Origin of the sequence: Limihaloglobus sulfuriphilus (assembly GCF_001999965.1) — a bacterium.
Classification (GTDB): Bacteria; Planctomycetota; Phycisphaerae; order Sedimentisphaerales; family Sedimentisphaeraceae; genus Limihaloglobus; species Limihaloglobus sulfuriphilus.
In genome coordinates, this window is the sequence record NZ_CP019646.1 from 3,548,281 (window position 1) to 3,561,496 (window position 13,216).

Consider the following 13,216-nt stretch of genomic DNA (forward strand, 5'->3'; position numbering starts at 1 on the left):
CCAGATTAGTCATCAGTCCCGGATTTTTTCATCTGCCTGTAAACATCCATCGCCTCGGGGAAGGGCCCAAGAGCCCGCTCGAAAATACCCAGCGTGAATGCAATAGTCAGCCCGTAGTTTGTCATCGGCACATTGTACTCGCGGGCACTGATAAGCCTCGATAGCATCTCTCTGCGGTTCCACATGCACGCGCCGCAGTGGATTATGAGTTTGTACTCGGCGATGTTTTGCGGCCAGTCGTGCCCGCGCCAGTGGTCGATCTCGAGACTGCCGCCGACATACTGCCGCAGCCAGCGGGGGATCTTTACCGTGCCGATATCGTCCGTTATCGGGTGGTGCGTACAGGATTCGGCTATCATGATCTTATCGCCCGGCCGGAGGTTTTCGATCGTCATCGCGCCGCGTACCATCTCGGCAAGATCAGCCTTTAACCGGGCAAAGAGTATGCTGAAACTGGTCATCGGTATATCATCGGGCGTATCGGCGGCGACCTTTAGAAACGCCTGTGAATCGGTAACAACGATATCGGGTTTCTGTTTGAGCATCTCCAGTGTGCGGAAAAGTTCACGTTCTTTAGTTACTATTGCCACCGAATCGCCGTCGAGCAAATCTCTTATTGACTGCACCTGCGGCAGTATCAGCCGGCCCTTTGGCGCCTCTTTGTCGATAGGTACCACGAGTACCGCGGCGCCGCCGGGGCGTACCAGGTCGCTGACAATCGGCGGCGTTGTCAGGTATTCTTCGGGTACAGTCTCTACAATCAGCCGCCGCAATTCTGTAAAACCGCTGTTGTCAACCGCACTCGCCAGGCACAATCCGTCGCATTTGGATTTGATGTATTCTATATCCTGCTCGGTTGGCGATGCGATGTCGGTTTTGTTGATGACCGCCAGAACCGGAATATCCAGCCGGCGAAGCTGATGCACGAGGTCATCTTCAAAGACTGACCACGTTCCCGGTTCGGCAACAATTACCGCCAGGTCTGTGCGTTTTATGACCGCCATGCTTCTTTCGATACGTTTGTCTCCCAGCGCACTGTCATCATCTATCCCGGCGGTGTCGATGAACAGCACCGGCCCCAGCGGCAGAAGCTCCATGGGTTTCTCCACGGGGTCGGTTGTTGTGCCGGCAAAGTCTGAAACTATCGATGTGTCCTGTCCGGTGAGACGGTTGAGGATTGAGCTCTTGCCGGCGTTTCTTTTGCCGAATATTCCGATATGAAGGCGGAGGCCTTTAGGTGTCTTTTGCATTTTCGTTTTTCTTTCTGAAACCAAGTGTCAACGCCGCGTCGGCGCTGGTGAGGTATTCATATTCTTCGTTTTTGCATAGATTCTCTTCGAGCAGAAGCTCTTTTATGGTTTTCTTTTCCGCGGCAGCCCTGGAGACTATTTGTGATGCCTTGTCGTAACCGATTTTGCTGATAAAGGCGGTTATTACCGCGGTTGACGCGTCGAGCCGCTGCCTGCATTTATCAGGGTCAACTTTGATTTGGTCTATGCAGTATTTTCTAAGCCTTTCGCTTGCTTCTATGAGTATCTCTATCATTTTCAGCAGGTTATCCGCCAGCAGAGGCATCAGCGCGTTTAGCTCGAGGTGGCTGTTCATTGCCGCGGCAGTAACCGCCGAGTCATGGGCAATCGCCTGTATCGCGATCTGGCTGGTCATTTCGAGTATCACAGGGTTTACCTTGCCGGGCATTATCGAAGAGCCTTCCTGCCGCGGCGGAATACGCACCTCGCCTATGCCGCCTTCGGGTCCGCTGGAGAGAAACCGCAGGTCGCTGCTCACCTTAAACAGATTTGACGCATGCGCCTTGAGTATGCCGCTGACTTCCACGAATTCATCGCAGTTCTGTGTTGACTGAATCAGATTCTCCGCACGTGCCAGAGGCAGGTTTGTCAGTTTTTTGAGCTGTTCAACCACCATGAAGATATACTTCTGGTCAGCGCCGAGACCGGTGCCGATAGCTGTTCCTCCCAGATTTACCACCCGCAGCCTTTCGCGGCATTTGTACAGCCGCCAGCGGTCTTTTGAAAACGCCTCGGCGTATGCCCCGAACTGCTGGCCGGCGGTCATAGGCACTGCGTCCTGAAATTCAGTGCGGCCCAGCTTAACAACCTCGGCGAATTGTTTTTCTTTTTCCTGAAACGCATCTGTCAGTGAGCTTAGAGACTGCTCAAGCTCATCACAGGCGTATATCGCGGCGACTTTCAATGCTGTGGGGTATGTGTCGTTGGTTGACTGGTGCAGGTTCAGGTGCCCATGGGGCGAGATGATATCGTAACTGCCGCAGGGCTTGCCCAGCAGCTGGAGTGCCCTGTTCGTGAGCGTTTCATTGACAAGCATGTTCGTTGACGTGCCGGCGCCGCCCTGAAGAGCTCCAAGTTCTATGCCGGGATTTAAAGTGCCGGCAGAAAGTTCATTACAGGCGGTCTCAATTGCCGCGGCGATATCCTGCGGGATATAGCCAAGTGATGCGTTGGTTTTTAGACACGCCAGCTTTACCAGGCCGAATGCGCATAGAAGCCTTTTATTGACACTGCCGCCGACAAGGCCGAAATTCTCCGACGCTCGCAGGGAGTTTATACCGTAAAGAGACTCTGATGGTATCTTTACCGTGCCGAGAAAATCTTTTTCTGTTCTTGTTGTCATTGCTACCATTGCGTTACATCTTTTAATTTTTTTACCCGCTCTTGTATCATCTCCGGTGTAACTTTACTGATGCTGTTTATCGAGAAGCCCTCTACCGTAAACGAAGCACATGCCGTGCCCATTACGACGGCCTGGCGCAGTGCGGCAAAATCAGCCTTGCCTTTGCCCGCGATATATCCGAGCATTCCGCCGGCGAACGAATCGCCCGCGCCTGTCGGGTCAACCACATCCCGGGTAGGAAACGCCGGCATGGCAAATACATCGCCGTCTTTTGAGCAGAGTATCGAGCCGTGTTCGCCTTTTTTGATGACGGCGTATTTTGGGCCGTAGTCAAAAATCTTCTCCGCCGCGAGCATCAGGTTGCTGTGTCCGCTGAGACAGCGAGCCTCGGCATCGTTGAGTACGAGCATGTCTATCCTGCCGAGCAGCCGTTCAAGCTCTCCCCGGGCATTGTCCAGCCAGAGGTTCATTGTATCTGCTACGACAAATTTAGCGGATTTGAGCTGGTCAACGAAACCGTTCTGTATTGCGGGGTCGGTATTGGCGAGAAAGACAAATTCACTGTCCTGAAACGTCTGCGGCACAGCCGGCGGCGCTTCGAGCAGTACATTGAGCTCTGTAAGCTCTGTTACCGCCTCGTTCATGTCGCCGGTGTAGGATCCTTTCCAGCGGAAAGTTTTACTTCCCCGCCGCGACTCCAGGCCGGAAGTGTCGATCGGTTTTTTGCCGAATATTTCAATAATCTCGAACGGGTAATCTTCGCCTATCACGCCGACAAGCCGAACCTTTGTAAACAGCGATGCCGCCAGCGAAAAGAATACCGCCGAGCCGCCGACACATTCCTCGCTCACTCCAAAGGGGGTGGTTACCGTATCTACCGCCACAGTTCCAGTTACGAGCAGACTCATTGCAGCTCCTTGGAAAATTTTTCTATTGCCGTGTCAATTCGTTTTAGTACGCTCTCTTTGCCGATAATGCTGACAGTGTCGAATATTGTCGGGCTTATTGTGCCGCCGCATATCGCAACCCGCAGCGGCTGAGCGACCTTGCCGAGTCCAACGCCTTTTTCATCTGTTATGCCGCGAAGCGCCGATTCGACCGCGGTATTTGAGAAAACATCAAGGCCGGCGAGTTTTTCACGTATTACCGGCAGCATCTCTATGCCGGAGGGGTCACTCTTGTGCAGAACCTTTTTTACGGCTTTTGGATCGTATTCGAGCTTGTCATCGTCAATGAATATCGCCATGCACTTGCTTTCAATCTCGGCCAGTGTGCGGGCGCCGCGGTTGAGCTCAACAAGCCGTTTGAGCAGCTCATCATCAGCCTTGGGCAGTATGGGGCTGTTGTTGAGTTCAAGGTATCTTTTGAAATAGCCGGTCAGTTTTGCCGCATCGACTGTGTTTATGTGCTCTGTATTAAAAGCCAGAAGTTTTTTGCGGTCGAAAAAGCTGTTTGCTTTGCTCAGGCGGCTAAGGTCAAAGAGGCTTACCAGCTCATCAACGGTCATGATTTCTTTTTCAGTGCCCGGATTCCAGCCCAGCAGCGAGACAAAATTTACCATTGCCTCGGGGATATACCCGCTGCGTTCAAAGTCAACGACGTTGATCTCCGGCAGCTCCGCTCCGACATGAGCGGCGATTTTATCCACGACTGTATCGTCCGGGACGGATTTTTTCGCCAGGAACCTTTCAAGCTCCTCAAGTTCTATTCCGCCTGCCGCGGCGATTTCGTCAAGGTTCGGTTCTGGCATCTGCTTTATAAACTGCCTTAGCGTGTTGGGGCGTTCACGTTTTGAGAGTTTCCCGCCGTTGTCGCTGACGGTGATTGACATGTGGGCGTATTGGGGCACCTCAAAACCTAAGGCCCTTTGCAGAAGCTGATGCCCCGGCGTGTTCATAAGGTGTTCCTGGCCGCGAAGTATATGGGTTACTCCCATCAGGGCATCGTCAACCACGACCGCCAGATGGAAAGTGGGGTAGCCGTCGGCTTTTTGGATAATAAAATCGCTGAGCTCTTCCGGTGCGAATGTTACCTTGCCGCGGATTCTGTCGTCAACAACAACCGGCTTGTCACGTTCCACGCAGAATCTGACGGTAACGGGTTTTCCCTGTTCGCGTGCATTTTGAGCATCTGAGTCTGTGGGGAAAACTTCCGGGCGGGGATATGAGAAGGATTCTTTTTTTGCCTCTGCCGCCTCGCGCATCTGCACCAGATCCTGGGACGTGTCAAAGCAGTAGTAGGCCTTTTTCTCGTCCAGCAGGCGGCGGATATACTTATTATATATATCGAGCCGCTGAGATTGAAGGTAGGGCCCGTTTGGCCCGCCGATTTCGGGGCCTTCGTCCCATTCTATCCCCAGCCAGCGGAGATCTTTTATGACCTGTCCCATGGCTGTGGCTGTATTGCGTTTCTGGTCGGTGTCCTCAATACGGAGTATAAACTTTCCGCCGCTCTTGCGGGCAAGCAGCCAGCTGAAAAGTGCCGTGCGTGCGCCGCCAATGTGTAAATAGCCGGTAGGTGATGGTGCGAATCTGGTAACTGCCATTTAATTTCCTGTTATATTATAGTTGGTTCTTGTTTTGCCGTTTTTAATATCTGTAATGCTCGGGCTTGTATGGGCCCTCAACACTTATGCCGAGGTATTGGGCCTGTTTGTCAGTGAGCTTTGTAAGTTTTGTGTCAAAACGCGTCAGATGCAGGCGGGCGACCTCTTCGTCAAGTTTTTTGGGCAGTGTATAGACCTTGTGCTCAAGCCCGCCTTTGGCAAGCATCATCTGGGCAAGGCACTGATTGGTGAAACTGCTGCTCATTACAAAGCTGGGGTGTCCGGTGGCGCAGCCGAGGTTTACAAGTCTGCCCTCAGCGAGAACGATAATAGTTCTGCCGCTCTTGAGCTTCCACAGGTCAACCTGGGGTTTTATGTTTATCTTTGCGCAGTCCTTTGAATTTTCGAGATAGCTCATCTCGATCTCGCTGTCGAAGTGGCCGATGTTGCAGATGATCGCTTCTTCTTTCATCTGTTCCATGTGCTCACCGGTGATGACGTCGCAGCAGCCGGTGGCGGTGATGAAAATGTCACCTTTTGAAGCGGCCTCTTCCATTGTAACTACCTGGTAGCCTTCCATGACGGCCTGCAATGCGCAAATCGGGTCAACTTCAGTGATTAGGACACGTGCTCCAAGGCCCCGCATTGACTGGGCACAGCCCTTGCCGACATCCCCGTAGCCGCAGACAACGACCGTCTTGCCGGAAACCATAACGTCCGTTGCCCGTTTAATACCGTCGGCGAGTGATTCGCGGCAGCCGTAGAGGTTGTCGAATTTAGATTTTGTAACAGAATCGTTGACATTTACCGCGGGGAATGGGAGTTTTCCCGATTCGGCGAGTTTGTAAAGCCGGTGTACGCCGGTAGTTGTTTCTTCTGAGACACCTTTTAGATTGTCCTGTATCTTTGTCCAGCGCGCCGGCGAGGATTCAAGCCCTCGTTTTATTCTCTCCAGGACAATTTTAAACTCCTGGTTGTCAGTGGGTTTGTCCAGGATTGACGGGTCCTTTTCCGCGTTTGCGCCTGTTATAAGCATCATGGTAGCATCGCCGCCGTCATCAACAATTAAATCCGGCCCGCTGCCGTCCGGCCAGGTAAGTGCCTGCTCGGTACACCACCAGTATTCCTGGAGTGTCTCGCCTTTCCAGGCAAAGACCGGCACGTCCAGCTCAAGGGCGACCGCGGCGGCGGCGTGGTCCTGTGTAGAGTGTATGTTGCAAGATGCCCAGCGTATGTCCGCCCCGAGTTTCTGGAGTGTCTGGATAAGCATTGCCGTTTGGATCGTCATGTGCAGTGAACCAGTTATCTTCATTCCAGACAATGGTTTATCTTTGCCGTAACGCTGCTGGACAGCCATCAGGCCCGGCATTTCACGCTCGGCGAGCTTCATTTCTTTTACGCCGAAATCTTTGAGGTTCTCGTCGGCTATCTTGAACTTTAATTTTTTGTCTATGGGTATAAACATATTATTTCCTTTTTGCAGTTTAAAATTATGTAAATCGATAAAATATTTTACACAACTAACACCAAACAGCAAGCCAAACACGGTTAACTGCAAAAAAATACGTTATTAAGCGGATATTGTTAAAAATTACTGTTGCATTGCGGGATTTATAGTTTATTATGCTAATAGCTGTAGGTTGGGCGTATTTAAGGAGATGTAAAAAACTTAAAATAACCGGGGTGAAATTTGACCGTCGCTTATTTGTATGTTGACAACGATAAGACGCTTCAAACCGCGATAGAACATATTAAGCTGGCTGAGCGTGTAGCAGTAGATATAGAAGCAGACAGTCTCCACAACTACAACGAAAAGGTGTGCCTGATTCAGATTACAACAAATGGTGAGAATTTCATCATAGACCCTTTTGCTAAGATGGATCTGCGAAAACTGCTCAACCTGCTCAAAAAGAAGCCCCTGATTTTTCACGGCGGAGACTATGACCTGCGAATGTTATATCACACGTATCAGTTCAAGCCCGAGGCTCCAGTCTTTGATACCAAAATCGCCGCGCAGTTTATGGGAATGGATCAGCTGGGCCTTGCTACAGTCATAAAAGAGCTTTACAATATAAAAATTGACAAAGCCCACCAGACTTCAGACTGGTCAAAGAGGCCTTTGAGCCCAACACAGCTTCAGTACGCCTGTCTTGACACTCATTTTCTCCATGAAATTGCTGAGCATTACGAGAGTAAGCTCAAAAGAAAAAAACGTTTTGACTGGTATGTTGAAACCTGTGAGAGAATTGCAATAGCTGCAATTGAAAATCACGATAACAACGGTCATAAAGATCCCTGGCGTATAAAAGGGTATTCTAAGCTGCATCCGGGCCAATTAAGGTACCTCAAGGAGGTATGGCAATGGCGGGAAGAAACAGCTCAGAAACGTGACATTCCTCCATTCAAAGTTATGCGTAACGAGGTTATGCTTTTAATTTCAAAGTGGGCGTTTCACAATCCGTTCCGAAGCGTTAAAAGATTCCGGAATCTGCCTAAAAAACTAACTGATGAGGAAATCAGCTCTCTGCGTGAAACTATACGAAAAGGTAAGGACGTTCCCAAAGATCAGTGGCCCAGCCAGTACAGAAAAGTAGAAAAACATCGCCGCAGCCCCAGCAATAAAGCAATTGTTGCCGAGTTGAAAGAAAAAATAGAAAAAAAAGCAAAGAAAATGGGGTTAAGTACTTCAACACTCATAACTTCGAGATGTATTGACAAGATTTCGAGGTGCTGCCCTGTTAATGAACAGGAATTGCGTGAGAATACGAATATGTATGAATGGCAGATATCGCTGATGTCAAAGACCATATTCAGCGTTGTGAAAAAAAATACCAGGTAAGGCGGTAAGTTAACTCAACTGTTAATAAGTTGGATTAAGGCGTTTTCCGGCCCTCGGAAAATCTGGGCTTAACAGATAAAAGGCTCCGTTCATAAATAAAAAAGCCGCCCAAAGCGGACGGCTTATTATTTTTACTTTTCATGTCTCTTTTCCGAAGTCTTAAACTGTTATACAATTATCATGAACTTGTATCTGCTGAACGTTTTCCCTGTTGACCTTTTCCCTGTTAATCTTTCCCCTGCTGCAACACGGAAATAAGAAATTCAATCAGATTCAATTTCAAGTTTATTTACTTTTTAATATGATATCATTTTAGTATCATATAGGGCCGTTTCAAGTAAAAAATAAAAATTTTATAAAAAAAAGTCAGGAAATGTTAAAAACAGCTATAAGACAAAAAAAGGGCGGCTGCTGTTAAGCAACCGCCCTTGAGGCTTTTAAAGTTTATAAAGCACTCTATTCCATAGAGATAGCTTCAACGGGGCATTCGTCAACGCAAGCACCGCAATCAACGCAAGCGCCTTCATCGACTACTGCTACATCGTCCTGCATAGAAATAGCTTCCACCGGACAAGAGTCAACACATGCTCCGCAACCTGTACAAGTATCTTTATTAACTACTGCTGGCATTATTGTTCCTTTCAATTGATAGTTATTGTTTTGTTTGTAAGTTAAAACTATGCTGTGAATTTAGATTATTTTGCGTGATAATCCAGTAAATTTTGCTAAATTTTTCTGTTTTTTTGATTATTTTTTTATTGTTAATGTAAGTGGTTTTTTGTAAACGAATTAAATCAATTATTTAAACATCCTGATAACATTGGGCGGGTAAGATTTCAGCTGAAAATCCGGTACATTTCGCCGCGTATCTGGTCTGCTGCAAATCCGGAGAAAAGCTGCTGCTGGAGGATTGCCTGTTCTATAAACATTGTGTCGCCGGTAACGGGTTCTGCGCCGGCGTTTACAGCATCCTGTAAAAGCTTTGTATGTTTGGGGTTATAGACCGTGTCAAAAACGGTTGCGTTTTTGGGTATCAGCTCTTTTGCCAGGGGAGTGCCGTTTATATTCGGATCCATGCCCAGGCTCGTGCAGTTTACTATGAGTGTTATCCTTTTAAGCGTTTCTTTCGATAACTTATCTGCCGGTATGTATTTACATTTAAAAATCCCTGCAAGCTGAGCCGCTTTTTCCTCAGTTCGGTTGCATATCGTAACTTCTGTTCCCAGCTCTGTTAACGCAGCGGCGACCGCCCGCGCCACGCCGCCGGCGCCGAGTATCAGCGTTTTGCATTTTTTAAGCTCGTCTCTGCTTTGAATCCGCGAACTTGACTCAATCGCCTGCAATGCTCCCCGGCAGTCTGTATTATATCCGGAATATCTGCCGCGATTAAGCAATAAAGTATTTACTGCCCCGACTTTGTCTGCAAGTTTGTCGATGTCATAACCTCTGCTGCTAAGGTAGTTATAAGCGGTCATCTTGTGCGGGAGGGTAACGCTGAAGCCGCGAAAGCCTAAATACGGCCTTTGGGCGATGCTGTCGAGGAAAGTCTCGAGCTTATCTTCGCCGGCGTGGACGTGCAGAGGCAGATAAACACTGTTGCAATGTTTGGTTATGAAAAGTTCGTTGTGTATCAGGGGGCTTTTTGAGTGCGCCACCGGGTCGGCGATTATTCCAAACAGGGCGGTTTCGCTGTTCTGTGAGTTTATTCTATATAGATTGCGGGCTGTGTAGAGCTCTATCTGGCCGTCGGCGCTTTCGAGGCCTTTTTCAAGTGATGCGAATGTTAGAAATGAGCCGAGCTTTCCCGCCGCGAGACGCACCCACTGGCCGGCAGAGCCCATGCATAGACCAATGATGTCTTTGTTGGAACTGTGAAGCAAATCCGCCATGGCAAACGTATCATTTATATGGTTTGCGGTATAGACGAGTTTGGGGATGCAGTTTGGAGCGGCTTCAATTATCTGGTCATGGAGCTTTTGAAGATTGTTAAAAGGTGCGGCGAAGCTGTGAGCGGAGATTATCAGCCGCGTGCCGGTGTTCTGAAGTACCTTTTCCAGTGGGTCGGCAAAACCCAGCTCTGAATATGATGCAAACTCGCAATCAATGTAATCTGCGCCGGCGTTAACAGCCCCAAGCAGCATTTCGAGGCGATTATTATCCGGAATGTTGTTCTTGCCGCCCTCATCTGCCTTGCGGCAGGTAACAAGTGACGCGGCGGACGAATCCTTTATAATAAGGATAAGTTTTTTAAGTTCCCCCGCAGATATATCCTTTATATAGTCGGCACGTATTTCTATGATATCAGCGCCGTTTTTTATGGATTTATCTATCGAAGCGGCCGCATCAGAGCAGTTGTTTGCTGTTACCGGGACAGTAAGGTATGCCATAAATGCCTTCTTTCAATTCATTTACCTGTTATCAGAAGCGAAGCTGGGGAACCTGGATTCGAACCAAGACTAACTGATCCAGAGTCAGTTGTGCTGCCGTTACACTATTCCCCAATAGTGCTGGTCGTGCCAACAGAGGGATAAACATACTAATTTATATGCCCTTTGCAAGTATTTTTTTCAGAAAAAGGGCGTTTCAATTCCTGTCGGTGCATTTTGTTCCGAAGAGGCGGTATATTTTGTTCCAATGGTACATTTTGTTCCACTGTGCGTGTAAATCTCTTGTTTGTATGACGTTACGTTTAGAGGTCTTTCTGAAGAGGTTTTTGTTGGTACATTTTGTGCCATTCGAGCCGTTGTATGCCAAAATAGAGCTCGGATTGTTTTGTTTTTGTAAAGTCTTGTTGAATCGCTACTTAAAAAATTTATATTTTTAAAATTATGTTTGGCACGGCGATTGCAACTATATCAGGCACAAAGGCAAAAAGAATTAAAAAGGCAATAACGGATTTTAAAAGGAAACTAACAATGGATAACGTTCTGGTAACAGGCATAGAAAAGACAAAGAGCGATGCTCTCCGCGAGCTGCCGATTCGGGTGATAGCCCAGTCAAGCAGCAAGGGCGCTCTTGATTGTCTCCGCAGGCTGAATATCGATTCGATAATAAGCAACTGGGAGATGCCTGATGCACCGGACGGCCACTTCATCAAGCGTATTAAAGACGCCCTTCCTTCAATGCCGGTAATTGCTGTTGTTGAATCCGGTAACGCTGCACAGGAGATCGCGGCTCGGTGCACCGGTGTCTCGGCTGTTATAACCGACGATATAGAACCGGATGAGTTCCGTGAGCTGATTGCCGAAATGCTCGGCATCGGAATAGAAGCGGTAAGCAATAATTACAAATTGATACTTGGGTCGGCAGAGCCGACTTCGTAAAGAAATACTTTTTTCTTCACTATCTTCTTCAAGTGTGCCAGGTTCGGGCCTATTCGGTTTGGATCTGGCCCGAGAATGACCCGGCAGTTTGCCGGTTATCTATAAAACTTAAAAAGTTAATACTGATTATTAGAAGACAACAATACAAACAACTTCTTCATCTTCTTCTTCAAAACGTGCCGGGGCTGTTCTCAGCACCGGCATTGAAAACAGACGCGAGGGGGGCCTGAAAATAAAATCAGGCTCCCGCGCGATACGATGAATGACAGGGTTTGTTGACAAGATACTTTTTTCTTCACTATCTTCTTCAAGTGTGCCAGGTTCGGGCCTATTCGGTTTGGATCTGGCCCGAGAATAACCCGGCAGTTTGCCGGTTATCTATAAAACTTAAAAAGTTAATACTGATTATTAGAAGACAACAATACAAACAACTTCTTCATCTTCTTCTTCAAAACGTGCCGGGGCTGTTCTCAGCACCGGCATTGAAAACAGACGCGAGGGGGGCCTGAAAATAAAATCAGGCTCCCGCGCGATACGATGAATGACAGGGTTTGTTGACAAGATACTTTTTTCTTCACTATCTTCTTCAAGTGTGCCAGGTTCGGGCCTAATCGGTTTGGATCTGGCCCGAGAATGACCCGGCAGTTTGCCGGTTATCTATAAATAGATTTACAAGTTAATATAAAATGAAGACCACTAACACAACTTCTTTCTCCTTTCACAAGGAAAGTTAAGCGAGGCCTTGAGGGCCCAAATTCAAGGCCTCCTGACTTTCTTTAAAAGAATTAGAGGACATTAACAGGACAATTAAATGATTTCTGTTAAAGGTTTCTGTTTCTTAGGGTTTAAGAAAATGCGTGTTAAATATAAAATACTTTTTTCTTCACTATCTTCTTCAAGTGTGCCAGGTTCGGGCCTATTCGGTTTGGATCTGGCCCGAGAATAACCCGGCCTTTAGCCGGTTATCTATAAATAGATTTACAAGTTAATATAAAATGAAGACCACTAACACAACTTCTTTCTCCTTTCACAAGGAAAGTTAAGTGAGGCCTTGAGGGCCCAAATTCAAGGCCTCCTGACTTTCTTTAAAAGAATTAGAGAGTCATTACAGGATAGATAAATAAATCCTGTTAATCGTTTCTGTTTCTTAGGGTTAAAGAAAATTCGTGTTAAATATAAAATACTTTTTTCTTCACTATCTTCTTCAAGTGTGCCAGGTTCGGGCCTATTCGGTTTGGATCTGGCCCGATAACAAACAGCCGTGGATTGGCTGTAAGGATAAATTTAAGGCATGGCCGAAAGGGTGCGTAGCTCCGAGGTCAAAAAAGCAAAAAAAAAGCAAAAGGCAAAACTCAAAAGAAAGGAATTAGTCATGAAGAGGCAAATAATTCTAGCAATGACATTAGTTCTGGCTGCAAGCACATTTGCAGGTAACGGAATCAGGCTGGCGGACTGGAACGCAGGAGTCCAGGAAAGCCACAGGCTTATGGAAGTAGGCGAGTACATCCCAAGCGTAACCGAAAAAGAGGATATGACAATCAGTTATGTACGGGTTTACAAGTGCGACTACGAGGAAGAACTTAACCTCAAGGAAGACCTCGTAAGCACAACACTGTTTGAAACAGCAAGTGCACCGGATCTCGGTTCCAGCACCACAGCAGTAAACGAGCCGGTAGTAGATGGAAATTACACTCAGGTTCCCGAACCTGCCACAATGGCCCTGCTGGGTCTTGGCGGAGTTCTCCTGAGACGCCGCAAAAGGAGTTAACACGGTAGAAGGAATCCCCCGGGCCGGTTTCAACAAGACTGGCCGGCCCGAGAGTTCCTCGCCACTCCGGCAACCCCCACCGCTCAAAC

Annotated in this window: 10 protein-coding genes and 1 tRNA gene; 3 read left to right on the forward strand and 8 right to left on the reverse strand. The window is 47.9% G+C overall.

The features are described 5' to 3' along the window. Positions 1 to 5: 5 nt before the first annotated feature. The 5 genes from hydF to ahcY are packed head-to-tail and all read right to left on the reverse strand — an operon-like array spanning position 6 to position 6,662. Positions 6 to 1,250, reverse strand: a complete 1,245-nt coding sequence (gene hydF, locus SMSP2_RS13610) for a [FeFe] hydrogenase H-cluster maturation GTPase HydF (protein WP_146684579.1) — start codon at positions 1,248 to 1,250, stop codon at positions 6 to 8. After that, positions 1,234 to 2,652, reverse strand: coding sequence for an aspartate ammonia-lyase (locus SMSP2_RS13615; RefSeq protein WP_146684580.1), 1,419 nt, complete (start codon positions 2,650 to 2,652; stop codon positions 1,234 to 1,236). Before SMSP2_RS13615 ends, hydF begins: the two co-directional genes overlap by 17 nt. Positions 2,653 to 2,654: 2 nt before the next feature. Further along, a complete protein-coding gene (locus SMSP2_RS13620) occupies positions 2,655 to 3,560 on the reverse strand; it encodes a PfkB family carbohydrate kinase (protein ID WP_146684581.1) in 906 nt (301 codons plus the stop codon). Beyond that, complete coding sequence (gene gltX, locus SMSP2_RS13625; RefSeq protein ID WP_146684582.1) at positions 3,557 to 5,197, reverse strand: glutamate--tRNA ligase; 1,641 nt, start codon at positions 5,195 to 5,197, stop codon at positions 3,557 to 3,559. The genes SMSP2_RS13620 and gltX overlap by 4 nt, the downstream gene beginning before the upstream one ends. 43 nt (positions 5,198 to 5,240) lie before the next feature. Further along, positions 5,241 to 6,662 (reverse strand): adenosylhomocysteinase, encoded by a 1,422-nt coding sequence (gene ahcY / locus SMSP2_RS13630; RefSeq protein ID WP_146684583.1) that lies wholly within the window; start codon positions 6,660 to 6,662, stop codon positions 5,241 to 5,243. 225 nt (positions 6,663 to 6,887) lie between these two features. On the opposite strand from ahcY, the gene SMSP2_RS13635 reads away from it, so the two are divergent. Next, entirely contained in the window at positions 6,888 to 8,036 is a 1,149-nt protein-coding gene (locus tag SMSP2_RS13635; protein WP_146684584.1) for a ribonuclease D, read from the forward strand. A gap of 456 nt (positions 8,037 to 8,492) precedes the next feature. On the opposite strand, the gene SMSP2_RS13640 is transcribed toward SMSP2_RS13635, so the two are convergent. From SMSP2_RS13640 to SMSP2_RS13650, 3 genes are all read right to left on the reverse strand, one after another. Further along, positions 8,493 to 8,666, reverse strand: coding sequence for an indolepyruvate ferredoxin oxidoreductase subunit alpha (locus SMSP2_RS13640; RefSeq protein ID WP_146684585.1), 174 nt, complete (start codon positions 8,664 to 8,666; stop codon positions 8,493 to 8,495). A gap of 206 nt (positions 8,667 to 8,872) precedes the next feature. Then, entirely contained in the window at positions 8,873 to 10,423 is a 1,551-nt protein-coding gene (gene aroE, locus SMSP2_RS13645; protein ID WP_146684586.1) for a shikimate dehydrogenase, read from the reverse strand. A 43-nt stretch (positions 10,424 to 10,466) separates the two neighbouring features. After that, positions 10,467 to 10,537: transfer RNA gene (locus SMSP2_RS13650), tRNA-Gln, on the reverse strand. Positions 10,538 to 10,951: 414 nt separating this feature from the next. Here SMSP2_RS13650 and SMSP2_RS13655 point away from each other — a divergent pair. Both SMSP2_RS13655 and SMSP2_RS13660 read left to right on the forward strand, forming a co-directional pair. Continuing rightward, the gene (locus SMSP2_RS13655) at positions 10,952 to 11,359 is read left to right on the forward strand and encodes a response regulator (RefSeq protein ID WP_186804746.1); all 408 of its coding nucleotides are present in this window, start codon (positions 10,952 to 10,954) and stop codon (positions 11,357 to 11,359) included. A gap of 1,372 nt (positions 11,360 to 12,731) precedes the next feature. Next, a complete protein-coding gene (locus tag SMSP2_RS13660; RefSeq protein ID WP_186804747.1) occupies positions 12,732 to 13,127 on the forward strand; it encodes a PEP-CTERM sorting domain-containing protein in 396 nt (131 codons plus the stop codon). The last annotated feature ends 89 nt before the right edge of the window (positions 13,128 to 13,216 follow it).